24 protein-coding genes are annotated in these 26,243 nt (G+C 37.4%); 2 read left to right on the forward strand and 22 right to left on the reverse strand.

What is annotated here, in order from left to right:
• Positions 1 to 401 precede the first annotated feature (401 nt).
• The 18 genes from BM084_RS06230 to BM084_RS06315 form a co-directional block, all read right to left on the reverse strand.
• Positions 402 to 5,048: a T9SS type A sorting domain-containing protein gene (locus BM084_RS06230; RefSeq protein WP_093303680.1), complete on the reverse strand. Its 4,647-nt coding sequence runs from the start codon at positions 5,046 to 5,048 to the stop codon at positions 402 to 404.
• Between the two features lie 393 nt (positions 5,049 to 5,441).
• Entirely contained in the window at positions 5,442 to 6,164 is a 723-nt protein-coding gene (locus BM084_RS06235; protein ID WP_075327539.1) for a response regulator transcription factor, read from the reverse strand.
• A gap of 4 nt (positions 6,165 to 6,168) precedes the next feature.
• Positions 6,169 to 7,740, reverse strand: coding sequence for a sensor histidine kinase (locus BM084_RS06240; RefSeq protein WP_093303682.1), 1,572 nt, complete (start codon positions 7,738 to 7,740; stop codon positions 6,169 to 6,171).
• 67 nt (positions 7,741 to 7,807) lie between these two features.
• A complete protein-coding gene (coaE, locus tag BM084_RS06245; RefSeq protein ID WP_093303685.1) occupies positions 7,808 to 8,398 on the reverse strand; it encodes a dephospho-CoA kinase in 591 nt (196 codons plus the stop codon).
• Positions 8,395 to 9,351 carry a CdaR family protein gene (locus BM084_RS06250; protein WP_093303687.1) on the reverse strand — a complete coding sequence of 319 codons (957 nt, stop codon included), beginning with the start codon at positions 9,349 to 9,351 and terminating at the stop codon, positions 8,395 to 8,397. The genes coaE and BM084_RS06250 overlap by 4 nt, the downstream gene beginning before the upstream one ends.
• Positions 9,344 to 10,351: a glycosyltransferase family 2 protein gene (locus BM084_RS06255; RefSeq protein WP_093303689.1), complete on the reverse strand. Its 1,008-nt coding sequence runs from the start codon at positions 10,349 to 10,351 to the stop codon at positions 9,344 to 9,346. The genes BM084_RS06250 and BM084_RS06255 overlap by 8 nt, the downstream gene beginning before the upstream one ends.
• 37 nt (positions 10,352 to 10,388) lie before the next feature.
• On the reverse strand, positions 10,389 to 10,697 hold the full coding sequence (locus BM084_RS06260; protein ID WP_075327544.1) for a type II toxin-antitoxin system RelE/ParE family toxin: 309 nt from the start codon (positions 10,695 to 10,697) through the stop codon (positions 10,389 to 10,391).
• A complete protein-coding gene (locus BM084_RS06265; RefSeq protein ID WP_093303692.1) occupies positions 10,697 to 10,918 on the reverse strand; it encodes a hypothetical protein in 222 nt (73 codons plus the stop codon). The genes BM084_RS06260 and BM084_RS06265 overlap by 1 nt, the downstream gene beginning before the upstream one ends.
• A 144-nt stretch (positions 10,919 to 11,062) precedes the next feature.
• Entirely contained in the window at positions 11,063 to 11,398 is a 336-nt protein-coding gene (locus tag BM084_RS06270) for a HepT-like ribonuclease domain-containing protein (RefSeq protein ID WP_075327546.1), read from the reverse strand.
• Entirely contained in the window at positions 11,388 to 11,690 is a 303-nt protein-coding gene (locus BM084_RS06275) for a nucleotidyltransferase family protein (RefSeq protein ID WP_093303694.1), read from the reverse strand. The genes BM084_RS06270 and BM084_RS06275 overlap by 11 nt, the downstream gene beginning before the upstream one ends.
• 166 nt (positions 11,691 to 11,856) lie before the next feature.
• Positions 11,857 to 12,684, reverse strand: coding sequence for an enoyl-ACP reductase FabI (locus tag BM084_RS06280; RefSeq protein ID WP_093303697.1), 828 nt, complete (start codon positions 12,682 to 12,684; stop codon positions 11,857 to 11,859).
• A gap of 153 nt (positions 12,685 to 12,837) precedes the next feature.
• Positions 12,838 to 14,490, reverse strand: coding sequence for a DNA repair protein RecN (gene recN / locus BM084_RS06285; protein ID WP_093303699.1), 1,653 nt, complete (start codon positions 14,488 to 14,490; stop codon positions 12,838 to 12,840).
• Positions 14,491 to 14,840: 350 nt separating this feature from the next.
• Entirely contained in the window at positions 14,841 to 15,728 is an 888-nt protein-coding gene (porD, locus tag BM084_RS06290; RefSeq protein ID WP_093303702.1) for a type IX secretion system protein PorD, read from the reverse strand.
• Positions 15,721 to 16,926: a bifunctional phosphopantothenoylcysteine decarboxylase/phosphopantothenate--cysteine ligase CoaBC gene (coaBC, locus tag BM084_RS06295; protein ID WP_093303704.1), complete on the reverse strand. Its 1,206-nt coding sequence runs from the start codon at positions 16,924 to 16,926 to the stop codon at positions 15,721 to 15,723. The genes porD and coaBC overlap by 8 nt, the downstream gene beginning before the upstream one ends.
• A gap of 5 nt (positions 16,927 to 16,931) precedes the next feature.
• Positions 16,932 to 17,267: a DNA-directed RNA polymerase subunit omega gene (locus tag BM084_RS06300; protein WP_075327552.1), complete on the reverse strand. Its 336-nt coding sequence runs from the start codon at positions 17,265 to 17,267 to the stop codon at positions 16,932 to 16,934.
• Positions 17,268 to 17,280: 13 nt separating this feature from the next.
• Entirely contained in the window at positions 17,281 to 18,108 is an 828-nt protein-coding gene (locus tag BM084_RS06305) for an outer membrane protein assembly factor BamD (protein WP_232228858.1), read from the reverse strand.
• A 285-nt stretch (positions 18,109 to 18,393) separates the two neighbouring features.
• Complete coding sequence (dapA, locus tag BM084_RS06310; RefSeq protein WP_075327554.1) at positions 18,394 to 19,272, reverse strand: 4-hydroxy-tetrahydrodipicolinate synthase; 879 nt, start codon at positions 19,270 to 19,272, stop codon at positions 18,394 to 18,396.
• Positions 19,273 to 19,473: 201 nt separating this feature from the next.
• Positions 19,474 to 20,172 carry a hypothetical protein gene (locus BM084_RS06315; protein WP_143083626.1) on the reverse strand — a complete coding sequence of 233 codons (699 nt, stop codon included), beginning with the start codon at positions 20,170 to 20,172 and terminating at the stop codon, positions 19,474 to 19,476.
• A gap of 341 nt (positions 20,173 to 20,513) precedes the next feature.
• Between BM084_RS06315 and BM084_RS06320 the strand changes: the two genes are divergently transcribed.
• Both BM084_RS06320 and BM084_RS06325 read left to right on the forward strand, forming a co-directional pair.
• The gene (locus BM084_RS06320) at positions 20,514 to 21,272 is read left to right on the forward strand and encodes a 5'-nucleotidase C-terminal domain-containing protein (RefSeq protein WP_093303709.1); all 759 of its coding nucleotides are present in this window, start codon (positions 20,514 to 20,516) and stop codon (positions 21,270 to 21,272) included.
• A gap of 3 nt (positions 21,273 to 21,275) precedes the next feature.
• A complete protein-coding gene (locus BM084_RS06325; protein ID WP_075327557.1) occupies positions 21,276 to 22,184 on the forward strand; it encodes a bifunctional metallophosphatase/5'-nucleotidase in 909 nt (302 codons plus the stop codon).
• Between the two features lie 71 nt (positions 22,185 to 22,255).
• Here the strand turns inward: BM084_RS06325 and BM084_RS06330 are convergent, their stop codons facing one another.
• The 4 genes from BM084_RS06330 to BM084_RS06350 all read right to left on the reverse strand — a co-directional run bounded on the left by BM084_RS06330 (position 22,256) and on the right by BM084_RS06350 (position 26,227).
• Complete coding sequence (locus tag BM084_RS06330; protein WP_093303711.1) at positions 22,256 to 22,540, reverse strand: addiction module antidote protein; 285 nt, start codon at positions 22,538 to 22,540, stop codon at positions 22,256 to 22,258.
• Positions 22,541 to 22,932: 392 nt separating this feature from the next.
• Positions 22,933 to 24,927 carry an NAD-dependent DNA ligase LigA gene (gene ligA / locus BM084_RS06340; protein WP_075327559.1) on the reverse strand — a complete coding sequence of 665 codons (1,995 nt, stop codon included), beginning with the start codon at positions 24,925 to 24,927 and terminating at the stop codon, positions 22,933 to 22,935.
• 14 nt (positions 24,928 to 24,941) lie between these two features.
• Positions 24,942 to 25,610 carry a VOC family protein gene (locus BM084_RS06345; RefSeq protein WP_093303714.1) on the reverse strand — a complete coding sequence of 223 codons (669 nt, stop codon included), beginning with the start codon at positions 25,608 to 25,610 and terminating at the stop codon, positions 24,942 to 24,944.
• A gap of 11 nt (positions 25,611 to 25,621) precedes the next feature.
• Entirely contained in the window at positions 25,622 to 26,227 is a 606-nt protein-coding gene (locus BM084_RS06350; RefSeq protein ID WP_083634205.1) for an LOG family protein, read from the reverse strand.
• Between the last annotated feature and the right edge of the window lie 16 nt (positions 26,228 to 26,243).

The raw sequence follows: 26,243 nt of genomic DNA on the forward strand, positions 1-26,243 counted from the left end.
GCTCGCGATGAAGAATGTAAAGAGCCTGAAAAATCATAACCGAGAACCGAGAACTCTCCAACAGCAAACAACAAACCACCTCCCCCTTCGGGTACTCCTCCTTGGAAAGGAGGAGAGCTTTAAATGAGGTCGTCATTGCGAGAACTGCGATAGCAGGACGTGGCAATCTGTTTTGGGTTAATTCTATTTCCTGGGAGATTCTCACTCATAACAAAAAATCGCCGCGCTCGTTCCTCGCTCGCGACGACGAATGTAAAGAGCTTGAAAACTTACAACCGAGAACCGGAAAATCCCACAAAACAATCAACAAACCCACTGCTAAATGAGACTGCCAACTGCTTACTGAATCACTGCTAACTGAGACTGCAAACTGCCAACTAAAAAACTGCTCACTGAAAAAACTATCTCTTAATTATCGCGCGTTTTACTATTACACCTTCGTTGGTGAAGATCTGTAGGGTGTAGACCGATTCTTCCACACCCTGGATAGTCATTCTGTAGAAGCGGGCATTGGCGCTATAGTCTTGTTGCATAATGTAACGCCCACGGGAATCAAAAACCCGAACCTGTTCAACAAACATTCCTTCGGGGGTGACAATGGTGAAAATACCGTTGTTGGGGTTTGGGTAGATAAATAAATATTCGTTCTCCCCCGGTTCGGGAAGATCACAGCCTTCGCCGCTAATTCTTACCTGTATATTTTTATCGCTCCTGTTTCCGTTAATATCTTCTACCTCAACGTTTACTGAATTCATCCCCACATCCTTACAGGTGAAAACCGACTTGCTAAAACGGTAAATTAACTCTTCGCTGCAATTATCTTCGGCTAAAATATCGCTTTCTTCAAGGTAGGCGAAACCTTCATTATCAAGTGTGAGTTCTACCAGGTTTGTATTGATCTCTGGTGGAAGCTCATCCTGAACATCTACGTTTATGGTGCAACTGCCTGTTTCATCGCCGGAATAATCTAACTGAATAAATGCCACACCTAAATCTTCGCAAGTAAAATTTAACCGACTTGCTTCTAAATTAAGTCCGCTGGCGTCGCCGGTGTAGAGCTCCTGAATATTGAGATTGGCCTCGCCGTTTTCATCAAGAAAAACTTCAATATTTTCCCGGCATTCAAATTCTCCTGAAGCTTCGTCCCGTACTTCTACCGTGGTCTCACAATAATCTATATTTCCGGCATCGTCTCTCACCGTTAAAGTTATCGGCACGTCGCCAATATCGGCGGTGGTGAAATCTACCTGACTTAAAGCCATGGAAACAATTCCGCAGTTATCGGTAGAGTTATTGTCCAGGTCTTCTGGAGTTATGCTTGCAGTACCATTATTGTCTAAATTCACTACATAACCGGAAACACAATTTGCAACCGGGTCCTGATCATCTATCAGGTTTACCATAAAATAGCACTCGTCTGTTTCGCCATTAAGGCTGGCGGTAAGTTTAATTTGGGTACTTTCAGTAAGTATGGTGCCTACCGGTGGAGTTTGTGTTATATCGGCACCGGGAAAATTAACATCGGCATTGGAAGTATAATCTGGTAACCAAAAACTGCAATTATCGTCTGGGTTTACATTTTTATCTATTAGGCAGGAAATATTTAAAACATCGGCTTCGGTTAATTCCAGCTCAAAACTACAACTGGCTTCCAGGCCGCCTTCATCTTCTACAAAAAGATTTACCGTAGTGTTATTATAAATTATCTCCCCGGCAGCGGGTTCCTGGCGGAAACTTACTTCGCCACAATTATCTGAAATCCCGGCCATATTTTCGTAATTGGGAACCTCAAAACCGGTATCGGGATCAAAGTTTTCTATCTGATCGTTGGGACAGGAAATACCTGGCGGAATTAAATCTACAATATTCACCGAAAATTCACAATCTCCTACAAATTCATCGGTATCGTCATCCCTGATTTCAACAGTTATTAAATAGGTGTCCTCGGTTAGCGCTTCGTAAGTTTGTGTGATTGCCGCGTTGAAATTTTCGGTTTCAATTAATCGGGCATAATCGGGAATATTAAGCTCACAATCTTCATCCAGCCTAATATCCGGGATATCTTCTTCCTCGATACAGCGGTAAACGCGATTTGTATCTTCAGGCAGAATTTCTATTGTAGTGGGACATTGATCGGTATTTCCCGCAACATCTTCTACATACAAAATAATATTTTTTGTTCCGGGAATTGTAAAAGTATCTTCGGAAAGTGTCCTGGTGAGCTCACAATTATCTTCGGAATTTAAATCTATGGCCGATGGTGAAATTGTAACACTCCCATTTTGCAATCTAAATTCCCTTCCCGGTGCTACACAATTTGCTACAGGTAAAATATCATCAGAGATCATTACTTCAGTGACACAAGTATCGCTTAAGCCTGTATCAGGATCTGTAGCGGTTAAAATCACAGTGTTTTGGCCAAGATTGGAACAATCAAAATTTTCTATATCTACACTTAGTTCCAGATTTCCCCGTTCACCAGAAAAAATATCTTCAGGATCTAAAGTAGCCTGCCCATTTTGGTCCAGGAAAAGCTCGTGAGTTACACATTCTATTTCGGGTGCGTTAGGGTCGTCTTCTTCTAAAATTAAAGTAATTCTGCAGGTTTCTTCATTGTCGTAAGAATCGGTAGCGGTTAAATTTATTGTATAGGTTCCTGCTGAATCTAATATGGTCCCCTCCGGAATATCCTGTACCAAGTCTAAATCTTCTATATTATCGCAGTTATCTGAAATCCTGTTTTCAAAGAAATTTGGTACTTTATAGCCTTCTTCAGGAAGATTTGTAGTTATGGTCTCTGCCGGACAAATAATTAAAGGTGCTCCAACATCTATAACAGTAACGTCTACCTCGCAGGAATATGATTCTCCGGTTTCTCTATTTGTAGCTCTAATAGTCAACGGATTAGTACCAATATCATCACAAGTAAATTGTTGATTTGTAAGTTCAAAATCCAGATTTGAAGTTTCACTAATTATAAATTCTGAAGTTGCAATTTCTTCTACTCCTGAATTTTGAGCCCCCTCTCCTAACCTTACTGTATATTCTTCTATACATTGAAATTCGTAAGTTTCTTCTACGTTTATTTTTACTGTAAAACTGCAAACATTAGATACATTCCCGGCCTCATCAGTTGCCGTTAAAGTTACAACCTCATCTGCATCGATTGGAGTTCCAGGTGGAGGATCCTGAACGGGTTCTAGACCGGTATCACAATTATCTTCTACAGTAACTTGATCTGTATAATCTGGTAATGGATAAGTTTCCCCTTCCTGGATTGTAAATTCAATATTTTCTGGTGAACAATCTAAAATAACCGGATTTTCGCTATCAATAATTTTAATTTGAACGGTACAATTCACAGGATCATTTACCCCGTCATCAGCTTGAAATACTAATTCAACTGTTCCATTTTCTACATTAATAAAGTCACCGTTTTCTGGACCACTAATTTGTGTAACTGTAGGATTGCCATTATCATCTACGGCTTCGGGAGTTTCAAAATCTAAGATTGCCCCACATTCTCCGGAATCTGCATCTATTTCAATAATTTCCTGGGGACAGTTTACGAATTCTGGTGGTGTATCTGGTTCTTCATTAATAATTACCTCGAAAATACATGGTTCGGATTCATTACCAGATTCATCAATTGCGAATATTGAAACTTCAGTAGTTTCAGTAATTGTAAAGCCTTCTGGTGGGTCCTGTACAATCTCTAGGTTATTATCGCAATTATCGGTAAATTCAGCAAGATCCCTGTAATCCAATAAATTAAATGATCCATTATTTAAATTTTCTTCCTGGTCTTCCGGGCAAGAAATTGTAACTGGATCTTCCGTATCATAGCCTGGAGAACGTTGATAAACCTCTAAGTCAAAATCTATGGAAATATCTGGAACTCTTTGACCAAACAAAGTTATAATCCTTCCCTCAAAAATAGCGTTATTTACATATAATGTTCCACAGTTTGAAATAGCAAGATCAACAGGAAAATCTATTTGAGAAGAAATTTTTGAATGAAAACTATTATCTGGATTATAGATGTTGATATTAAATATATTATCTTCTATCCCCTGTTTAATGAGTTCAAAAACTTCATAAAATTCATCAATATCATCAGTAGCTTCTAGAACTCTAGCTAAATTGATATCAGGACCAAAATCTGCAATAAATATATTATCAAATTTATCGATAATAATACTTCCAGGGGCTGCAATTTGATTACCACTGATTACACCTATTTGAGTAGGATTGAAATTATTATCGAACTCCAAAATCTTGACACTTGCATTATTATTTTGACCTAATTCGGCCATATAAAGATGCCCATCACTATTCACAGCTAATCTGTATGGTGAATTCAGTACAGTTCCCTGAACATTATCAAATTCATTGATTAAATTATTTTTATAATTACCTGTATTGTCCTTTCTGTAAATTTTAATTGAACTTGGTCTAGAAGGAGGAGGATCAGCATCTCCTATATAATGGTCAGCTACATAGAGATTATCTTCATTATCGAAAGTCAGTCCTACTGGGCCTTTAAAGCGATCTGCTCCGGAAGTGTCATATTCACCATTACCTAATTCTTCATTTGGCAAATAAACTCCTTCAGCTGAATAAACTCTAATAAACCGTCGATTGCTTTCATTTGTAGCTACATAAAATTTACCTTCACTATTAATGGCAAAATCCAGTGGATTACTTAACCTATCATTTTGATTTGTAATAAAATCTATTAATCCATCATTCTCTCCTACTTTCTTTATTCCGTTACCGAAGGTCAAAACAAATCTTTCTCCTTCGGAATTTACATCTACGGAAATTATTAATCTATCAATTTTAGCTTGTGGATTAAATACGTCTCCTGCGGTTAAGGTAAAATAATCCAAATTTCTAGCTTCCGGTAGGTTGTGAGTATAATTCGGCTGTTGCCCAAACCCAAACGAAATATTCAGTAAAAAAAAGAGTAAAAAAAGCGCAGTAGGTGTACCAAACGGCTGTAGCCGAAAAGTAAAACCGGGTGATGTAAAGTAACTTTGCTTCATAGCCGGATTTTAGCGCTTCCGGCAGTAAAGATAAAACTTGTGGCGTGAAAGATTTAAAAATTACGTTAATTATACGGTTTTCCGTAATTAAAACCGGGGCATAAAAATGCATGGCCAGGTAGCGGCCGGGGAAGTATTGTTAAATTTTTCCGGGTAAGAAAACAATGAGAGTGGCTTTTTGCTACAGCCGCTTCGCCACGATATGCTGCCCCGAAGCTTCGGGGTGTTTCAGCATCTAACTTTTTAACAACCTAGATCCTGAAATAAATTCAGGATGACGTTCTCTTTATTGAAACGAGTCCGCCTGAACGGTCAGGTTCAACATAAGCTAAATGGACTAAAATAGAATATTAGCCACTCTCATTATTCCCGGAAACTGAAAATTACCTCGCGTTATGCTTCGGCATTTTCGTTGTTTTTTACCACCAATCTAAATCCTTCGCCGTGAATGTTTAAAATCTCTACATTCTCGTCTTTCTTAAGGTATTTACGCAGTTTGGCGATATATACATCCATACTTCTGGAGGTAAAATAGTTATCGTCTCTCCAAATTTTGGTAAGTGCCAGTTCTCTTGGCATTAAATCGTTCTCGTGCAAGGCAAGTAAACGCAATAACTCGTTCTCTTTTGGAGAAAGTTTTTGAGCTTCTTCGTCTTTATAGGTTAAAAACCTTAGTTTAGAGTTAAGGTGAAAACCACCAATCTCGAACTCAAATTGCTTAGAGTCTGCCACACTATCTGTAGCTTTACGCTGCATAATGGCTTTTATCTTCATAAGCAATACTTCGCTATCAAAAGGTTTGTTTAGGTAATCGTCTGCTCCTACTTTATAACCTTTAAGCACGTCTTCTTTCATCGCTTTGGCGGTAAGGAAGATAATTGGGATTTCTTCGTTCTTTTCCCTTATCTCTTTAGCCAGCGTAAAGCCGTCTTTGTAAGGCATCATGACATCAAGAATACAAAGATCAAAATCGTCTTTTTTAAACTTTTCAAAACCTTCCATTCCGTTTTTGGCGTGCGTTACTTCGTAATCGTTCATCGCCAAATAATCTTTTAAGACGGTTCCAAAGTTTGGATCGTCTTCTACTAACAAAATTTTCTTGTCTTCAGTTTCCATATATTTAAGATATTAGAGGTAATTTAATTATAAATGTGCTTCCTTTTCCTTTTTCGCTTTCTACCGATACCTGCCCGTGGTGATCTTCTATAATTCTTTTGGCATAGGCTAAACCTAAACCGTGACCTTTCACGTTATGGATATCCCCGGTATGTTCACGATAAAACTTTTCAAATATTTTCTTTTGCACCAACTTAGACATTCCCGCTCCCTGGTCGCGAATTTTAAGGATGATGTAGTTCTTTACATTTTCAGTATAAATATCAATCTTAGGCGTCTCTGGAGAGTATTTTACGGCATTGTCCAGTATGTTTATTATCACATTGGTAAAATGATCCTGATTGGCCAAAATTGAAGAGCGCAGGGCCCCAAAATGCGTTTGTATATAACCGCCACGATCTTCTACAATTAATTCTATGTGGTTAATGGCATCTTCTACAATCTCATTAAGCTGAAGCCTTTCTTTTTTAAGGTCCAGCTCATTTTTATCCAGTTTAGAAATTCGTAAAACGTTTTCTACCTGGGCGTGCATTCTTCTATTTTCATCACGAATCATTTTAAGATAGCGCTTTTTCTTTTCTTCGTCGCTGCTAATCTTAGGGTTTTTAATAGCGTCTAAAGCCAGGTTTATGGTGGCAATAGGCGTTTTAAATTCGTGCGTCATATTATTTATAAAATCGGTCTTTATCTGTGAAATTTGCCGTTGCTTTATCAATTGTGATAATGCGCTGGAATAAGCGATCACGATAATAAGGGTAAAAATTATAGAAAGTGCAGCCATTAATGTTATAGATGAAAGCACTACTTTTTTCTTTTCGGTAAAATTAACCAGCAACTGGTAATTGCTATTTCCCATATCGTCTGCAAAAAGCGGAACCCCGTAGGTGGCGGGATGGCTTAGCGAAAAATTATCGCTGTGCAGATTTGTAGAAATACTATTGCTGTAAACACCATATTCAAATTCTGAATTGATGTCGCGGTTGCTCAATTCCTGGGCTAAAAGCCTTTCTATAGTAGCTTCGTTCACTCTTTGGTGCAGCGGAAGCCTGCTGGTATGCTCGGCAATATATTCTTTAAGCAAATTCTTCTCATACTCGTCCATACGAATAATACGCTCAATTTGCTGTTGAGAGCTTAGGCCGCTACCGTCTATATTATTACGGTTATTCACAATACTGGTCACCTTTTTATTGATGAGCTTGGTGAAGGGAATACTATCGCGGGCCGATTCTATAAAGCCTGAAGAAACCTTATAATCTTCTTCCAGAATAGCATCTGAATGAAAGAGGGTTTGGTTTCTTAATTTGTTTTCGTTTACGTAAGAATATTCGGTAATCGTGGCGGCCTGCAACCGACTATTTGTGCTGTCGGCATCTTTAAATTTCATCCAGTAATCTTCAATTTCCTGGTTTTCAATTTCGTTAACCACTCTTAAGAGTACCTGTTTCACATCGTAGGTAAACTGTGCTTCTTTGTCGTCTACGGTACTCTTAATCCAGTATCCCTGCACAAAAATAATACCGATAAGGGAAAGGCTCATTAAGATAACGAGAAGTAAAAAAAGCTTTTTATTCATGCTGCCAAAAGTAAGATTTTAACATTTAGTGCTTCAAGCGTTTAACCAAATGTTAACAAAACTTCTGCTAATTTTTACCTCGTTTTAAGATAATCTGATGTAATTCGTCAACCCGCGATTTGGTAAGGGATAAATCGTGATTCTCTATTTCTAAATCGGCCAATTTTTTCTTTTGGTCGTCACTCCATTGTTTGGCCATCCTGGCTTCAATTTCTTCCAGGGAACTATTATCGCGTTGTTGTAATCTTTTTATTTTTTCTGCTTTATCAGCAGTAACTAAAATATTTATATCGCATTTTTTATAACCGCCGGCTTCAAACAAAATTGCTGCTTCATAAATTACATAAACCGAATTCTGCTCGTTTTTCCAGCTTTCAAAATCTTTGGCTACGGCTGGGTGAATTATTGCGTTAAGTGCCTCCAGTTTATCAGATTCATTAAATACTACGGAAGCGATATGTTTACGATTGGGCGTTTGGCCAGAATAAGCTTCTTTACCAATAAGCGCGGTAACTTTTTCCCTTATCTCTGCTGAAGTTTCCAGGAGGCGTTTCCCGGCATCATCGGCAATATAAACCGGGACGCCTTTTTCTTTAAAAAAGCCGGCCACGGTAGTTTTCCCGCTGCCAATACCGCCGGTGAGTCCCACTACCATCATCGTTTTATAACAAATTGAATTTTACGCTCGTTAAGCCGAAGATTTCTCACCATTAAAGGCGCTTCTGTAATCCTGGCGATAATAAAATCGTCGCCATCATCTATATCATTAAAATCGCAAACCACCCTAAAGTTTTCGGCTTTCACCATTTCGTATTGCTTTAAATTCACCTGATAATACACCAAAACTTCTTTCGGAAAAATAGCAATATTGGTATCTTCGGGCTTATTTAGAATTTCTACCGGCACTTTTACACTGCCTTCGGTAAACTTCTCTACTTCCTGGCTATAGGTAACCTCGGTATTATAAAAACTCAACATTCCCAGGTTGGTAGTATCAATTTTAACCCTGCCGGAAACATTAGTATTAATGTTGTTGATCTTTAAATAAACCGTATTTAAATTTTGAAGGGTATCAATAATATTTTCGGGGCCGCTTACCTGTACCGAATCGGGTTGCAGGCTTACCGGCTCCCCTGCCGAATAACCTACCGCGTAATTAAGATCTATACGTGGCCTAACATTTACCCATTTATTCTTTTTAGGCTGAAATTCTACCGAAAGGCTTTCCTGGATAAAACGGGCTTTTTCAAAATTGATATTCACCTGCTCTTCCAAAACTTCGCGGTTGGCTTCAAAATTATAAACCAGCTCGCCATCTTCTTCTGTGGCTTTGCCAAGATCTAATTCCACCCTGGGTTTAAAGATCTGGTAGTACCAAATGGCAAAACCTTTATCCTGAATTCTTAATTGTAAATTATCTGGCCGTTCTTTAGATAGGGTTTTATCTAAAGGTACATTTTCATAAGAAACCGGAATATCTATTACTTGCGTATATTCTTTAGAAATTTGAACAAAAAACCAAATAAGTGAAGAAAACAGCAAGAAAAACCCGAAGCTTTTTAAGCTGGATTTTTTTATAGAAATTCTTTTAAATCTTATGTTTTTAAACATTTTTAAAGAATAAATTCGGGAATTCGTGTTCCGGGTCCTGTTTTAAAATATGAATATGCCAGAGGGATTTTATAAAGCCATAACCATATCCAAAAAATTGTACCAAAGTGGCATAAACCGCCAGGAAACCAATTCCTAAACTTTTATTTTTAATAGCGGCATCTATGGCAATAATCACAAAATATAGTACATATAAAAGAAATAACCACCAAATTCCCAGTTTTAAAAGCAAAATAGCGAATAAAAAGCCTAAACTAAAAACCGCGGGAAACCAATAAGTGATTTTCCCCGAGCCTGGATGCCATTTATTGAGAATTGGCCGTACCATCCCAAATTTTTGAACCTGGGTATAGAATTTAGACCAGTCTATGCGGCGTTTATGAAAAACCACCGCACCTGGAATTAAACATAATTTATATCCCATTTTTTTAAGCCGAAGCGAAAGATCGGGATCTTCGCCGGGATGAATTTTCCCGAATCCGCCGGAAGCTTCAAAGGCGTTCTTTGAAATCCCCATATTAAAACTCCTGGGCTGAAAATCATTTACCGCCGACTTTTTACCTCGAATCCCACCAGTGGTAAGAAAAGAGGTCATGGAATAATCTATGGCTTTCTGAATCTTGCTGAATGAAGGATGAGAAGCATCTGGCCCGCCAAAACAATCGCAGTAATCCTGCTGAAGGAATTTATCTACTTCCTGCAGATAATTTTCAGGTAATAAAACATCAGAATCCAGGATAAGAAAGTAATTGCCTTTGGCTTTTCGCATCCCAAAATTCCGGGAATCTCCGGGGCCTGTATTCTTTTTGTAGTGGTAACTAATGTTGAGTTGTTGCTGGAACTCGGTTGCAATACCTCCAGAAGAAATACTGGAACCATCTTCTACAAGCACAATTTCAAAATCCCGATCAAACTTAAGTTTGAGCATACTCTCTAACAACTCCCTCACCTCCCCGGGGCGGTTATATACAGGAATTATAAAGGAATAGTTTAATTTCATTTAAGGAATTGATTTGAGGATTGAATGCCGTGTAAAATCATTTTTTAAAATCATCGGCTAATTTCCCGGGTTCCTGACGGGTATCAAAAAAGGTAAGAATTCTAATTTCCTCATCATTAAATTCGTAATAAATGGAGATTTGTTTAGTGAGCACACACCTTCTTAAACCTTTCACTTTTTCAGATTCCGGAAAACTTTCCGGTTCTTTTTTTATGATTTGAAGGTATTCATCTAAATGCATGATGAAATTTGTCTTCACTTTAAGAGACCATTCCTCTACAAGGTATTCAAGAAGAGCTTCTAATTTTTTTTCCGCAATAGGAGAAATTATAAGCCTTCTATTCATTACTTATGTTTACTTATAAACACCTCATAATCGGTGTAATTTCCATTTTCAATTTCCTTCCTTGCGTCGTTGATCTCTTGTTTCTGTTCAGCATTTAATTCATCCCAAAAATCAGTTGAAGTCTCTTTTTTAAGGATTTTCTTTATAGACTGAATAATCTCGGGATCGTTAGTATTTAACAGCAGTTTTGCTAACTCTATTTTCTCAGTTTGAATATCCATAATTTAATAAATGTGTAATAAAAGTACGAAACCCTGTTTAATTAAATTCATATTTCAATTTTAAAAAGAGCTCTAATCCAGCTACTTTTATCTTAAATTTCCGAAACCGTCACCCTGAACCCTTTTATAGAGTCAGCTCGATGATTATTCCTTCAATAATTTATCAACTTCGCCTTTTAGAGGCTCTAAATCCCTAACAATAATGGACCACAAAATTTCATCTGAAACAGTATCATAACCGTGGCTTATCCTGTTTCGTGTATCGACAATTTTTCGTGCATTCGTGATAGAAAAATCTGGATTTGATTTCAGAACTCTATTAACCGCTTCTCCAATAATTTCCAGGTTTCTTTCAATAGCACGTTTACCTTTTAAGTCGTTGAGAAATTCATTAAAATCTCTGTTTTCCGGTAAAAAGGAATATATTTCAGAAATCGCCTGTCTAATATCTTCCAACCAGGCTTTAACTTCATTCTCCATAAATGTGGAGTTTGGCTTGATCAATCTCCTGCTTTAAAAACTTATTTTTAATAGCTTTTAATTCCAGTAAATCAATTCTTCTTTTAAAGATTTTCTCCAGGTTAAATTTTAAATCGAAATATTTATCGGAATAAGAAAGTGGATCTTGATCATCTATATCAACCACAAAATCAATATCACTTTCGGGTCTAAGTTTATCTTTAACTACAGACCCGAAAACAAATAATGACTTAACTTTATTGGTATCACAAAGCTTTTTTATTTGATCGATATGTTGATTGATTTCTTTCATCTTAACCTATCAAATATACTAAAAACCTGTTTGATCACTTCACTAAGAAGGATGACATATTAAAGCAGGATTTCCCAATCAAGTTTGGGAAGATTTCCTATTATCCTAGATGCTGAAATAAATTAAGCATGACGTGAAACCAAAACGTCATGCTAAACTCATTTTTTTATTTCTCCTCCTGTCCTTTAATAAAAGACTCCATAACTTCCTGGCTTACACCCATATTAGCAAAACCACCATCGTGGAAAAGGTTTTGAAGCGTAACTTTCTTAGTTAGATCAGAGAATAAGCTTACCGTGTAATCGGCGCATTCTAATGCGGTTGCATTACCAAGCGGCGACATTTTATCAGCGTAAGCAATAAAGCCGTCAAATCCTTTTACACCCTGTCCTGCAGTAGTTGGGGTTGGCGATTGTGAAATAGTATTTACTCTAACTTTATGATCTTTTCCAAAGAAATAACCAAAGCTACGTGCTATAGATTCTAAAAACGCTTTATTATCGGCCATATCATTATAATCTGGAAATACACGTTGTGCGGCCATATAGCTAAGCGCAACAATACTTCCCCACTCGTTCATCGCTTCTTTTTTGTAAAGAACCTGCATAGTTTTATGAAAAGAAACCGCAGAAATATCCCATCCTTTTTGGGTGAAATCGTAATTCTGCTCAGTATAATGATTCCCCTTTCTAACATTTACCGACATCCCGATAGCGTGAAGCACGAAATCTATTTTTCCGCCAAGGATCTCCATAGATTTTTCAACCAGGTTTTCCAGGTCTTCAATTTTAGTAGCATCAGCAGGAATAATTTCTGAACCGGTTTTCTCGGCCAGCTCTTTAAGATTTCCCATTCTTAACGCAATTGGAGCATTGGTAAGCACAAACTCTCCGCCTTCTTCCTTAACACGCTCAGCGGTTTTCCAGGCGATAGAATTCTCGTCTAATGCGCCAAAAATAATTCCTTTTTTTCCTTTTAACAGGTTGTATGACATAGTGATAAATTTTTTCGTTTTGTTAGTATAAATCAGCCCGGAGCAAGCTCACAAAGCGATTTGGATATAAAATTTATATTCCGGGGCCCGCCCGAAATTTTTTAAATCCCGATTATGGGGTAAAGATAGCAAAATTACTTTCAGGCCATAGTTTTAATCCAGGAGTGCACGTGCGTGAGCCCGCGCCGAATCTCCAATATTTTTACCGCCAAGCATCATTGCCAGTTCTTCTACACGCTCGCTACCTTTTAATTCTTCTATCTTGGTAGTAGTAGCGTTAGCAGAATCTTCTTTAAAAATCTTAAAATGGCTGTTTCCTTTCCCGGCAATTTGCGGTAGGTGGGTAATAGCAATTACCTGCATGGCATTCCCCATTCGTTGTAAAATACCGGCCATTTTTTGAGCAATATCTCCTGAAACTCCCGTATCAATTTCATCAAAAATAATGGTTGGAAGTTTACTTTGTGCCGCGAGAATACTTTTAACCGCCAGCATAATCCTGGAAAGTTCCCCGCCAGAAGCTGCTTTTTTGATCTCTTTAAAATCGCCACCTTTATTCGCTGCCAAATACCAGAATAATTCATCCTGCCCGTTGGCTAGAAAATGCGCGGCTTTTTTCAGCTCTATTTTTAATCGGGCGTTTGGCATTCCAAGATCGGCCAGTAAACTTTCGGCTTCTTTGATAAAAGCCGGTACTATTGCTTTTCGTTTTTCCTGGAGTTTTGCAGCCACAGCTCCCAATTTGGTTTCTTGTTTTACAATGGCATTCTCCAATTCTGAAAGTGCATTTTCTGCATTTTCACTTACCGAAACTTTTTCCTGAAGTTCATCTTTAATCTTCAGTAATTCGGCAATATTTTCTGCGGAATGTTTTTTCTGTAAATTATAAATTAGCTGAAGCTTTTGATTGGTGGCTTCCAGCTCTTCAGGGTTGGCCTCTACCCTATCTAACGCATCACTTACTTCTGAAGAAAGATCGTCTAATTCAATAATTACACTTTCAATACGCTGATGCAAAGCTTCATAATTAGCCGATAAATTGGCAATCCTGGCCAGCGAGGCACGAGCTTGTTTTAAGCTGTCTAAACTTCCTATTTCTTCCTGTTCCAGTAAATTTAAAGCTGAACTTAGGTTTTCGGTAAGTTCTTCAACATTGCTCAATTCTTCGTAACGGGTTTCCAGTTCTTCCTGCATCCCGTTTACTAAACGCGCTTCTTCAAGCTCATTCAGTAAAAATAAATTATAATCGTATTCTTTTGTGGCCTGGGCCTGTTCTTCTTTTAATTCAACAAGCCGTTTTTGTAACTTTTTATAAGTTTTTAGTTCGGTTTTATATTCCAGAAGTAAGGTTTCACTGTTCGCAATAGTATCAATTACCTGGAATTGGTAATCATTATTCCCCAAACTCAAAGTTTCGTGCTGACTGTGAATATCAATAAGGTATTCTCCCAGTTTATTTAAGGAGGTGAGTTTTACCGGCGTATCGTTTACAAAAGCACGCGATTTCCCTGAAGCCAAAATTTCTCTTCTAATTATGGTGTTTTCTTCATAATCCAGGTCTTCAGTGATAAAAAAATCTTTTAGCTTATAATTAGCGATATTAAAACTGCCTTCTATTACGCATTTCTTATCGGTATCACGAATACTTCCGTAATCGGCGCGGTTACCTAAAAGAAGCCCAAGTGCGCCCAGCATAATAGATTTACCGGCACCGGTTTCACCTGTAATAATGGTAAAACCTTCCTGAAGTTTGATGTTTATATCTTCAATTAAGGCGTAATTTTTTATAGATAGAGCTGTGAGCAAAGTGTACTAAATTTGGGCTAAATATACGAGAGAAATTTTTCCCAATCAACAATAAACTTTGGGTAAACCCGGAAGTTATATCAAAAGGGAAAAATTCGATTATACAGATGTTTGCTAAAGAAATAATACTTTTCAAATGTATATCCGGTTTTCCTCATAGAAGTGAATTTATGAAAAAATCGTCATGCTGATTGTTTCAGCATCTAACACGATAGTACCTACCATTCAATTTAGACCTCCGATAGAAATCGGAGCAGGCTCTGAAACCAGTTCAGGGTGACGTCTAAATTTTAAAGTATGACTGTTTACGGATATTCAACTTAAAACCGCGATTATCAAGTAAAAATTCTTTACTGAATATTTCTCCAGTTACGGGAATAACGGGGCGCCAGGCCACTTAGTGTTTGACTTAAACCTGGGCGGTTAATTTCGGGGCCGTCGCTAAAAATTTGGGTTACCTCATCGGCCTTGGCATCAAAAAAACTTCTAAGCAATAAAGAATTTGCCCTCCTGGAATTCATTGTAGTTAAACTTTCCAGCGCATCGGCAATGGCAATTTTTCCAGCTTCAGGATCTTTATGCATTACATCCAACCCACGGCGATGATATTGATATAAAGCGGTACGGTATTCTGTAAACATATTAGAAAGCAAATCTGCATTTAAGCGAAACCTTGACGTTTGTCCATCGGCTCCACTCCAACCGGTTCTACCACTTTGTTGCGCGGTATTTACAATTCGATTAGCTTCCTGATAATAATCGGTTCCACCTTCAGGGGAAAAAGTATCGGCATCCATGCCTAAAATGGTGTAGACATAAAAGGAAACTACAGAAACCAGGTTATTGGAAAATGAGTTCTGACTATAATTTAATGGCTGATATTCCCTATAATTAAAGCTGAATTGAGAATCGTTAAAATTTAAAATTGGGCTCACCATATTAGAGCCGTAAACCGGTCTTGATGACTGCACCTGGATAGTGCCGCTGAAAGATTCGCCTTCAAACTCATTTATGGTGATAAACATACTGCAGTTAATGCGCTCGCCGGGTTCAAATTCTTTATTGGTCCAAGAGGTTTGATTTACAAACTCTCGCAACGAACTCTCTAAAGTTCTAAAAACCGAAAGATTGCTTTGCCCGGTTTGCTCGGTATTAATCACTATTTCACAGTTGAGTTCCTGGGCGGCCGCAAAAGGCATCCCGGCAACTAAAAGAATAAGAAATAGCAATTTACGCATCTAACAAATGTACAATTTCGTTTAAAATATCGGTTGCAACCTCGGCCTTGGATTTTAGATCGAAAGCCTTTTCTGAATCTTTATAGACCAAAGTAATTTTATTGGTATCCTTCTTAAAACCAGCACCGACATCGTTTAAAGAATTGAGCACGATAAAATCCAGATTTTTCTTTGCCAGTTTTTCCCGGGCGTGCTCTAATTCGTTATTGGTTTCCAGGGCAAAACCAATTAATTTTTGATGGGTTTTCTTTTTCCCCATCGATAAGAGAATATCCTGGGTTTTGGTAAGTTCCAGGCTTAGGTTTTCTTCGGCCTTTTTAATTTTTTGGGCCGCTACTATCTTTGGCTTATAATCTGAAACCGCAGCAGCAGCAATAGCAACATCTACATTTTCAAAATGATCATGTACAGCGGTGTACATTTCTCTTGTACTTACTACTCTAATTAGGTTGATCTTTGGATCATCGATTTCCAAATGTGTAGGACCGGAAATAAGGATCACCTCAGCTCCAAGTTCAGCGGCTTTTTTAGCAAGTTCAAAGCCCATTTTTCCACTGGAATGGTTTCCAATAAAACGAACCGGGTCTATGGCTTCGTAAGTTGGCCCAGCGGTAATTAAAATTTTCTTTCCCTGCAGAGGTAAGTTTTCAGAAAAATATGTTTCTAAAAATTCGATAATCTCTTCGGGCTCTGCCATTCTCCCTTCGCCTTTTAAACCACTGGCAAGTTCACCCGTTCCTGCGGGAATCATAATATTTCCGTAGGACTTAAGGCTCTCAAAACTCTTTTTTGTGGAAGGGTGTTTATACATATCCAAATCCATTGCAGGTGCAAAGAATACCGGACATTTAGCTGAAAGATAGGTTGCGAGCAAAAAGTTGTCGCTATTCCCCGTAGCCATTTTAGATAAGGTATTGGCAGTGGCAGGGGCCAAAACCATAAAATCGGCCCAAAGGCCGAGTTCTACGTGATTGTTCCATTGCTCATCTTCATCGTCTTCGGTAAAAGAAGAAAACACTTCGTTCTTGGAAAGTGTTGAAAGCGTAAGCGGTGTAACAAATTCTTTTGCAGCCGGCGTCATCACGACTTTTACCTGTGCACCGGCTTTAATAAATAATCGTACTAAAAATGCAGATTTGTAAGCGGCAATACCACCACTTATGCCCAAAAGCACTTTTTTGCCTTTTAGTACAGACATCTTAATTAAGCTTCTGCTTCTTCAGAATCTTTAGTATTCCGGTAATAGATCTTACCGTCTAACCATTCCTGGATAGCAAGCGCGTGTGGCTTTGGAAGTTTTTCGTAAAACTTAGAAACCTCAATTTGCTCTTTATTTTCAAAAATCTCGTCAAGACTGTCGTTATAAGTCGCAAATTCGTCAAGCTTCTCCAACAATTCTTTTTTGATCTCAGAATTTATTTGGTTTGCTCTTTTTGCAACCACAGAAATAGCCTCGTATATATTGTTAGTTGGCTCGTCTACCTTGTTCTTATCGAAGGTAATTGTGTTAATTGGTGCGTCTGTCTTTTTAATATCCATCTTTCTTCTACTATTAAAAATTTTGTAAGCGTGATTTTATGTCTTCGGTTGAAGCTTCTATGGCTTCAGAATATTCACCTTCAGGGTAATATTTTTTATACTCCTGGGAATATTCCAGGGCTTGTTGCAGTCTTTCCTGCATTAAATCTCTAAAACTATTTACTGCCAGTTGGTAAGCAGAATCAAACCTGTAATAATGGGCGTCTTCTCTAAAAGGAGACCCGGGATTATTAGAAAGGAAATTAGTAAAGGAAGTAATTGCTGCCTGGTAATTACCGGCTCTAGCCTCTCCTGTTAGATGATATTGTTTGGCAATTTCGTATTCCTTTTTTTCCAGTTTTATACGTAATTCGGCTGCCATATCGTTGGCTTCTTCGGCGTGCTCGCCTTCAGGATAAGTGTTTAAATAAGCCTGAAGTTCTGCAATTGCTTTATGCGTATCGGTTTGATCAAGATCGTATCTTGGAGAAAGCTCGTAGAAACTTCTCGCCTTTTTAAAAGCGGCTTCTTCTACCTTATCACTGTTAGGATAAGATTGCTGAAAACGCTCAAACTCGTATGAAGAAAGGTAAAAATCCCCTAACTGGTAGTAGGTGTTGGCAAATAAATAACTGAGTTTCTCACCTTGAGGCTTCCCGCGATATTGCGGAACAATTTGCTCAAATAACCTAAGGGCCTTACGATATTTTTTATTGCTATTTTCTTCCTGGGCTTCATTGTACAGCTCTTCAGCATATGTATACTTTGCGCCGGCATCATCACTTTTTAGCAAGGTTTGATACTCCCCACAGGATACAGTTAAAATTAAAACTGTTACTAATAAAATTGCTTTCTTCATCATTTGTAAAAACATCTGGCAAAAGTACATTTTTCTTCAGTATAAAAAAAACTTTGTGTTGCAGGCTTAGATAACTCAAAATGTGCCTTCTTATTATCCTGAAAGAAAGATAATCTAAGGCTTTTGCTGAAAAAATAAAAGGTCTAAGAAATTATTCTATCGTCAAGCTGAACTGGTTTCAGCTTCTAACATTGATCGACTGGCAATTTATTAGATCCTGAAATAATCCCAACGCTTCGGGAAAGAATGACGATATTTAAAACTTTTTAGACCTTGTAATTAATAATTTTAGCTAAAATTCTTCAAAAAATCTTCAATCTGCTGCTGAAGTGCTGGTGTGGCTTTCACCAGCGGTAATCTCAGGTTGTTCTGAATACTTTGTTTTAGAGCAAGTAAAGCTTTAATTCCTGCAGGATTTCCTTCAGCAAAAATCAAGTCTATAGAGCGCTGTAATTTATAATGAAGTTCGTAAGCTTCAGCAGGTTTCCCTTCTAAACCTAGCGAAACCATTTTAGAGAATTCAACCGGGAATCCCTGTGCTATTACCGAAATCACTCCTTTTCCGCCGGCTAAAACCATAGGCAGGGTAAGCATATCGTCTCCAGAAATTACCAGGAAATCTTTGGGTACCAGGCTTATTAATTTCATTGCCTGCACCATATCGCCGGCAGCCTCTTTTACGCCGATTACATTGCTAAAATCGCGGGCAATACGGTTTATAGTTTCCGGCAGGATATTAGACGCAGTTCTTCCCGGTACATTATAAAGAATTATTGGCAACGGGGAAGCGGCAGCCACAGCCTTAAAATGCTGGTAAATACCTTCCTGGGTTGGCTTATTGTAAAAAGGAGAAACCGAAAGGATAGCTTCAAAGCCAGAAAGATTTGCAGCTTTGAGTTCTTCGCAAAGGGCGTATGTATTATTGCCTCCCATTCCCAATACCAGAGGCAAACGTTTATTATTCTTTTTTACAACCGTATTTATTACAAGCTGTTTTTCTTCTTTATTAAGACTGGCGCTTTCGGCGGTAGTTCCTAAAACCACCAGGTAATCTATTCCATTTTCAATCTGGTTTTCTACCAGGTTTTCCAGTGCTTGCACATCTACAGATAAATCTTCCTTAAAAGGAGTTATCAAAGCCACACCGGTACCAATAAATGAGTTCATTGCTGTTTAAATTTTTTATGATAATCGAAAAGATTTGCGGAATTTCACCTTAAAACTGAAAAATGCAAAATTTTCGGGCGACAAATGTATAGATTTCGACAATTTAAAGGACCAAAATCTGCTTTTGTATTTAAACAAAAGCACATATTTAACAGCTTTGTTTTTTCTGTTAAAAAATAAACAGGAATTAGCTTTCGCTTTTTAGAGAAGGTTCAATAAACGCAGCTTTCTCTCTGGAGTTAGAAAAAACAGCAAACTAAAGATTAAGCCGTTATACCACAACAAATTACCGGTAATTAAAATAGCAGAATCTTTCATATAAAAATAAGCGGAATCCCTAAACACATTTGAAAAAATAAAAGTAAGAACCAGCGTGATAAAATAAATTGATTTTTTTGAGTAAGAATTCAAATAATAAATAAGGGAAATAATGCCCATTACCAGTAAGACGCCGTAATAAGCTATATAAATGCCAAATTCAAGTTCATCACTCATATATTGTTTAAGTTCCAGCACGTGGGTAAATAGCAAATAAGCATTTATGGCTATTAATAGAAAAAAATAAACCAGTATGGTTTTACTGGCAGTTTCCAGTTGGGTATTCTGCAAAGCTTCCCTGCTTAAACCAAAATAGGCGATAATATAAAAGAAGAAGGAAATAAGAGTTAAGTTATTAGTATTAAATATGAAGCCATTAATTTGAGCCAGAAAGAAAAAGATAAAAAAGAGTATAGCATTCAAGCTCATATTTTTTTTAAGCTTGATATAAATACCGGCAAGGCCGGGCACAAAAATAAGCTGTGTGGCCTGCATTAACCAATCGGCTTCAGCTATGGCAGCATATAAATTTATAGCTAGAAGCGGAACGAGTAAAATTAAAATGTATTGAAAAAGACTCATTTTCATTCAATTGCGGACCGAAAATATAAAATTCATGTTATCAATAATGTCCATTTGAGTAAAGCATTGCTATTTTTAGAAATTTTAACCCATTTTTCGACAAAATGATTAATTATTCCGTTGAAATACCTTTAATTTTTTAACAGAAAAATCGCTGATTCAATTTCAGGAGTCGTTTTATAAAAATATTCCGGGCTTTAGAGTTGAACAGTTAAGTTTGACCCGGATAATCTATTTATCTTTGAGTTTTTAAAAATGAATATAACCGGCCTAATTCCCAATCCTAGAAATTGATAAATAATTATCTTCAAATTCATAAAAAGGGTGAAAATTATATACGAATGAAAAAAACCAGATTAAGTTTATTCCTGCTTCTTTCAGTAATTCTATTAAGTTGTAAAGGAAACGAGGTTAAACCTTCAGAAATTAAAGGGCAACGAATAGCTATAGATGAAAAGATTGAACCCGATGCCGAAATTGAGGAATTTGTAGCACCGTTTAAAGAGCATCTCAATAAAACGCTAGATAGCACTTTAGCTTACAATCCAAATGATATGGTGAAAAGTGACGGCGACCTCAACACCGCAATTGGAAACTTAATGGCCGATTTGGTAATAGAACAGGCCAACCCTATTTTTAAAAGCAGAACCGGAAATGAAATAGATATGGTTTTGCTAAATCACGGCGGAATTAGAGCTGGTCTCAACAAAGGAAATATTTCTACCCGAAGTGCATACGCCCTAATGCCTTTTGAAAATGAAATTGTAGTAGCAGAACTTTCCGGAGAAAAAATTAAGGAAATGCTTACTTACCTGGAACGTGCAAAAACCGCACATCCTGTTAGCGGAATCCAGATTGAAATGGATCAGGATTATAAGGTTACCAGCGCAAAAATAAACGGTGAAGATTTTGATGAAGATAAAACCTATTTTGTAGCTACTTCAGATTATTTGCAACAAGGCGGCGATAATATGAACTTTTTTAAAGATCCAATCCAATTATATAAAGTAGACTATAAACTGCGCAATGCCATTATAGATTATTTTAAAAAGGTAGATACTTTAACGGTTGAGAAAGACAATAGATTTATAAGAAAGTAAGAAATGAAAAGAAGAAATTTTATACAACAAACCTCGGCAGCAACGGCTTTTATAGGGATTGGTGGCTTAAGTTCACTTTCATTTAAACCTAACTATAAAAAGCACATTACCATTTTACACACCAATGATGTGCATAGTCATATTGAGCCTTTTGGCCCTGATGATTCCAGGAATCCTAATATGGGCGGTGTTGCCAGGCGAGCGACTTTAATTCAGCAGATTAGAAATGAAAATCCCAATACTTTACTTTTAGACGCTGGGGATATTTTTCAGGGGACGCCTTACTTTAATTTCTATGGAGGCGAACTGGAGTTTAAGCTGATGAGTAAAATGAAATATGACGCGGCTACCATAGGAAACCACGATTTTGATAATGGGATAGATGGATTATATGCACAACTTCCACACGCCGAATTCGATTTTATTTCATCTAATTATGATTTCAGCAATACGGTGATGGATGGGAATACCCACGAGCATAAAATTTTCACTAAGGATGGTGTGAGAATTGGAATTTTTGGTTTGGGAATTGAACTGCAGGGTCTGGTGAACGATAGTCTTTATAAGGAAACGAAATATCTGGATCCCATAGAAATTGCGCAGGATCAAAGCCGAATTCTAAAAGAAGAAAAGAATTGTGACCTGGTTATTTGCCTTTCGCATTTAGGCTATAAATACAGCAGTGATAAGATTTCTGATATTAAACTAGCACAAACCACCGAAAACATAGATCTCATTATTGGCGGCCACACTCATACTTTTTTGGATAAACCAACGGTTGAAACCAATAAGGCCGGTAAAAAGGTTTTAGTAAATCAGGTGGGTTGTTACGGACTTTACCTGGGAAGAATTGATTTTTATTTAGATGATAAAAATAATATTGAAACAAATGGAGTCAAGATCGAGGTTTAGCGATTTTTAAAAGTCAAAAAAGATCTGATTTAACTTTTGAATGTGAGAATTGAAGCGATAATGGGTTGCCTTTAATTTGAAATCGGGTTTATTTTAATTTGGCCACCAACAGCTTTTAAAACTTTCATTATTGTTGAAAATTGTGGTTTTGCACCATCAGATAAAGCTTTGTATATACTAGGCCGACTTAACCCGGTTTCATCTGCAATTTTTGTCATTCCAATGGCCTTTGAAATATGCCTTAATGCTATAATTAAATCTGAAGTATCCCCTTCTTCTAAAACAGAATTAAGATATTCAGCAATCATGTCGTTGCTGTCCAAATAATCTGCAATATCAAATTTTGATGTTTCCATTCTTAATTTTTTAATTTGCTCCAAATTTCTTTTGCCTTTTCGATGTCCTTTTGCTGGGTTGATTTATCACCGCCAATAAGCAGTATAATAATTTTCCCATCTCTTTCCTTGAAATATATTCTATAAGCTTTTAGCGTAATTTATTCTTAGTTCACTTATTCCATCTCCAACAGGTTTACAGTCTCTAAAGTGCTCGTCGTTTTCCAGTTTCTGGATTCTGAACAAAATCTTAGATTATGCCCTCAAATCTTTTAATTTCCTTAGCCACTTGTCAAATTCTACTGTTTTCTCTATAAAATACATCCTTCTAAGTGTATTCACTTAGATACAAAAGTATATAATTTTTTTGAATTCAGATTTCTAATAATGAAGTTTTTAAAGTGTATCCAGACTCAAGATAACATCTCCAGGAATTCTTCTTCCGTAATAATTTTAGTCCCCAGTTTTTCTGCCTTTGCCAGTTTGCTGGGCCCCATATTTTCGCCTGCAACCAAATAGTCCGTTTTTCCTGAAATTGAACCGGAAACTTTTCCGCCGTTATCTTCTATCATTTTCTTGAGTTCATTTCTGGCAACTTTTTCAAAAACCCCGGAAATCACAAAAGTAATGCCCTCAAGTAAATCGCTCTGGTTTTCCAGTTCTTCTACAGCAATTTCCAATTGAAGTCCGTAGTCCTTTAAACGCTGCACGATCTCCCTGTTTTCTTCGGAAGCAAAAAAATCGGTTACACTTTCGGCTATGCGCTCTCCAATTTCATCAACCGCTGTAAGATCTTCGGTTGAAGCCGAAGCCAAAGCATCTATATTTTTGTAATGCTTTGCTAGTTTTTTAGCTACAGTTTCGCCCACATATCTTATTCCAAGGGCAAATAAAACCCTTTCAAAAGGAATTTCTTTAGATTTTTCAATTCCATTAATAAGGTTTTCCGCCGATTTCTCTGCCATTCGTTCCAATGGAAGAATATCTTCTTTTTTCAGGGTATATAGGTCGGCATAATTGGTAATTAAATTAGCATTCACCAACAAAGCAACGGTTTCTCCACCCAGGCCTTCTATATCCATTGCTTTTCGGGAAATAAAATGTTGAATTCTCCCTATAATTTGCGGCGGACATCCATTATAATTAGGGCAGTAATGTTGCGCTTCGCCTTCTTTTCTAATTAACTCGCTATCGCATTCGGGACAGGTTTCGGCATATTTAGTTTCGGGAGTTTCGGGATCTCTTTTAGTGAAATCAACCCCCACAATCTTCGGAATAATTTCACCTCCTTTTTCAACAAAAACAGTATCTCCTTCCCGTACATCCAGTTTTTCAATTTGATCGGCATTGTGTAAAGACGCACGTTTCACAGTAGTTCCGGCTAATTGTACCGGTTCAAGATTTGCTACGGGCGTGATTGCTCCTGTTCTCCCAACCTGGTAGGTGATCTTATTTAATTTAGTACTCTCCTGTTCAGCCTTAAATTTATAAGCCATTGCCCAGCGTGGGGATTTAGCGGTATAACCTAATTCATCCTGCTGATCAAAACTATTTACCTTCACCACTACCCCATCGGTTTCATAAGGTAAATCGTGGCGGTGTTGGTCCCAATAATTCACGTAATCGAGAACTTCAGCTATACTATTTTTTAACTCGGCTTCAGGTGGCACTTTAAAGCCCCAATCCCTGGCTTTTTCCAAACCTTCAAATTGTGATTTTACCGGTAAACTATCGGCTACCAAACTATAAAGCAGGCAATCTAAAGGTCTTTTGGCAACCTCAGCACTATCCTGGAGTTTTAAGCTTCCGGAAGCGGTATTTCTAGGATTTGCATAAGGTTCTTCGCCTGCTTCTACCCTTTCGGCATTCATTTTTGCAAAACCTTCATAAGGCAACACTATTTCACCCCGAATATCAAATTTCTGCGGAAATTCTCCCTTCAGTTTTAAAGGTACAGATCTAATGGTCTTTATATTATTGGTAACATCATCTCCCTGGAACCCATCCCCACGGGTAACTGCACGTTTTAATTTTCCATCCTCATAAGTCAGGCTAATAGAAGCTCCATCGTATTTTAATTCGCAAACATACTGTACTTTACCCCCAATAGATTTCTCGATTCGCTTTTCCCAGTCTTCCAGCTCTTCTTTAGAGTAAGAATTGGAAAGCGAGTACATTCTATAATCGTGAACTACGGTCTCAAAATTTTTAGTTATCGCACCACCTACACGGCGCGTGGGAGAATTAGGGTCATCAAATTCAGGATTTTTTTCTTCCAGCTCCTGTAATTCTTTCAGCTTCATATCAAAATCGTAATCGCTGATCTCGGGCTTATCCTCTATATAATATAAATAATTATGGCGGTGTAATTCTTCGCGTAACTGTTTGATCTTTTCTTCGGTACTCATAAAAGGCTGGTAAGTTATTGCTGGGCTTTTAGTTGATCGTTTTCAAAAACAAGGGAATGCTTTTTTCCCTGGTGCGTAAATTCTATTTTAAATTCAGATTTATAGGCTTTATCATCTGTAGGAAACCAATCTTTAAGTTTTTGGTTTATGGTGATGAGCAAACCTTCGTCATCACCTATCGCACAAAAATGCTCAAAATCGCCATCATATTTATCTAACTGAAAATTTGAATTTAGAAAGTCGAATTTCTCCTGAATGTTCTCTGTTACCAGGCCTACCTCACTAATTCCCAAAATACTTTTTTCTGAAAATAATGCTGATTCCGGTTTACTGAAACTCTCACGAGAAATGAATTCTATAATATTTTTATCTTCGTCATAGAAGTACAAAGATTTAGCATTCCAGGCCATAAAATCTACAATTTCCTGCCCATTACCTTTCAAAACCGGAACCCATTCTTTTACCCATTCCAGGGCTTCTTTATGCTGCCCATCGGGAATATGAAATGCGATATGGTAAGCTGTTGCGTTTTCTTTTTGCTGAAATTTTATGGTAGAATACCCGGTTTCAACTTCAAAATAGTCTTCGGAATAACCCGTGATATTTAAATTTAACTGCTCCCGGTAAAACCGAAGTTGTTCCTTAATATTATCGGAATAAATTTGAAGTTTATGGATTTTCATAATGTCTTAATTTAGGTCTGGTCTTTATTCATCCATTTGGGAACAGGCATAGGCTTAAAATTATACATTTTTTCCAGTAATTCCTCAATATCTTCCCCAATAAGCAAAAGATTAAAATTCTCTTTTCTAAGCAAACCTTTTCTCACCATGGTTTTAAGCATCGCGATAAGATCGTCGTAAAACCCGTTAATATTTAATAATCCAATAGGATTTTGATGCAGCCCTAATTGGCCCCAGGTTACAATTTCAAAAAGCTCTTCAAAAGTTCCAAACCCGCCAGGCAGGGCAATAAAACCATCGCTTAATTCGTGCATTTTAAGCTTGCGCTCGTGCATATCTTTGGTAGTGATCAATTCGGTTAAACCGGTATGGACTACTTCTTTGGTCTTTAAAAAATCTGGAATCACCCCAATAACTTCTCCTCCGTTTTGAAGGGTACCGGCAGCAACCTGCCCCATTAAGCCAAGTTTACTTCCGCCAAATACCAATTTAATATTCTTTTGAGCTAAAACTTTTCCCAGACGATAAGATTCTGAGAAAATTTTCTCATCGTTGCCTTCGCTGCTTGCACAAAAAACGGCAATGCTTTTAAGTTGGTTTTTACTGTTGTTTTCCAAAATTATTGGTTTATGA

Origin of the sequence: Salegentibacter agarivorans (genome assembly GCF_900113135.1) — a bacterium.
Lineage (GTDB): Bacteria > Bacteroidota > Bacteroidia > Flavobacteriales > Flavobacteriaceae > Salegentibacter > Salegentibacter agarivorans.